Consider the following 1,565-nt stretch of genomic DNA (forward strand, 5'->3'; position numbering starts at 1 on the left):
CGCGCACACCCCCGCGGGGGCGGCGCTCCGCCCCCCGCGGGGCGCCCCCCCCCGCCGCCGAGGCCGCGGCCGCGGCCGTCTGACCCCGGCCCCCGTTCGTCCCCTCCGCAACCCGTACGACCAGAGGAGCAGCCACGTGGCGAGCAGTACCGGCACACCGTCCGGAGACGACCCCGCCCGGGTCCTCGTGGTGGGGGCGGGCCCCGTGGGCCTGACCGCCGCCCATGAACTGGCCCGGCGGGGGCTGCACGTACGCCTCGTCGACGGGGCTCCCGGGCCGGCCCCCGAGAGCCGGGCCGTGGCCGTCCACCCGCGCACCCTGGAGACCTTCGACCAGATGGGCGTCGTGGACGGGGTGCTCGCGCGGGGCCGCAAGAACCGGGCCTTCACGATGTACGCGCGCGGCAGCCGCCTGGTCCGCCTCGACGCCGACTACCGCACGATGCCCACCCGCTTCCCGTACAGCCTGATCATCGGGCAGGCGGAGACGGAGCACGTGCTCCGCGAGGCCGTCGCCCGGCTCGGCGTCACCGTCGAATGGGGGGTGCGGCTGGCCTCGTTCGAGCAGGACCGGGCCCGCGTACGCGCCCGCCTGGAGCACCCCGACGGCAGCACCGAGGAGTACGAGGTGCCCTGGCTGGTGGGCTGCGACGGCGGCCACAGCACCGTGCGCAAGCAGCTCGGGCTGCCGCTGATCGGCGAGTCCAGCGAGACCTGGGCGCTCGCCGACGCCCCCGTCTCCACCGACCTGCCGCCCGACACCATCTACTGGGTCCACACCGGCAGCCAGGCCCTGATGATGGTCCCCTACCGCCGCGAGGGGTACTGGAGGCTGCTCGACACCGCCCCCGGAGCGCAGCCCGGGGACGCGGCGCGGCGCTTCTCGGAGAAGCTCGGCGCCGGACTCGGCCGCCCGGTGCGGGTCGGCGAACCCGAGTGGACCTCCGTGTTCACGTTCCAGCAGCGGATGGTGCCGCGCATGCACGACGGCCGCTGCTTCGTGGCGGGCGACGCGGCCCACGTGCACAGCCCCGCCTCCGGGCAGGGCATGAACACCGGCATCCAGGAGGCCTACAACCTGGCCTGGAAGCTCGCCATGGCAGCCCGCGGGCAGGCGGGCCCGGAGCTGCTCGCCACGTACGGGCAGGAGCGGGTCCCGATCGGCAAGGCCCTGCTCGGATCGACCCGGAAGGCCACCTTCCTGGTCCAGTTCAAGAACGCCCTGGCCGGGGTCGCCCTGCCGGTCGTCTTCACCTTCGTACGGAACACCGGTCCGCTGCGGCGGGCCATCCAGCGCAAGGTCCTCGGCGGCATGTCCGGCCTGCTCCTGTCGTACGGGGACAGCCCGCTCAGCACCGCCGACCCGCTGATGGGGCTGCCCGCCGGCACCCGGGCCGCGGCGGCGGCCGACCGGCGCGGGGACCCGGGCTCCGAGGCGCTGCGCGCCGAACTGCGCGACCCGCGCTGGTCCCTGGTGTGGGAGGCGGGCGGCCCGGGCGGGGTCGCCGCGGACGCGGCGGCGGCCGCGGCCCGCACGCACGGCGCCTGGCTGTCGGTACGGACGG

At 76.3% G+C, this 1,565-nt stretch carries 1 protein-coding gene; it reads left to right on the plus strand.

The features are described from left to right. Nucleotides 1-136: 136 nt before the first annotated feature. The coding region (locus ACFXA3_RS42340) for an FAD-dependent oxidoreductase (protein WP_385196834.1) at nucleotides 137-1,565 on the plus strand (1,429 nt) is incomplete at its 3' end.

The organism is Streptomyces sp. NPDC059456, from assembly GCF_042750055.1.
GTDB lineage: Bacteria > Actinomycetota > Actinomycetes > Streptomycetales > Streptomycetaceae > Streptomyces.